Below are 367 nucleotides of genomic sequence, written 5' to 3'. Positions count from 1 at the left end.
AACGCGAGCCATAGTTGGGCATCACAAAATTAGGAACATAGCAGGAAAGTTCGCGCAAATCGCGAGAAGCTAATCGCTGCATCTGATAAGAACCAAAGGAAGTGCTACTGAGAGGCTGTTGACGAAGACGGAAATTCTCCTTAGGCTGCGAAACAACCACAACTTCATCAATGTCATAAACTCGGCTGCTATCAGCCAGCAAGCCGTTAGCTTCTGCAAACTTTTCACTCGTACCCAATGACAGGTCAGAGCAAGTAGCCCTTTCGTTATCCGCAGCACTAGCCTGCAACGCTACCGCTGCCAAACCAATGCATACGCTCTTTTTACTATAAAATACTATTCTTTTCATAACGGGTGCAAAGGTACA

1 protein-coding gene is annotated in these 367 nt (G+C 46.0%); it reads right to left on the bottom strand.

The features are described from left to right. Positions 1–349 (bottom strand): hypothetical protein (locus tag D4A39_RS19470; protein ID WP_199699516.1); only part of this gene is annotated, 349 nt, incomplete at its 3' end. Positions 350–367 lie beyond the last annotated feature (18 nt).

The sequence above is a fragment of the Alcanivorax profundi genome (assembly GCF_003597125.1).
GTDB classification, from domain to species: Bacteria; Pseudomonadota; Gammaproteobacteria; order Pseudomonadales; family Alcanivoracaceae; genus Alcanivorax; species Alcanivorax profundi.
The sequence above is the reverse complement of the archived record's forward strand: the minus strand, read 5'-3'. Positions and strand labels throughout refer to the sequence as shown.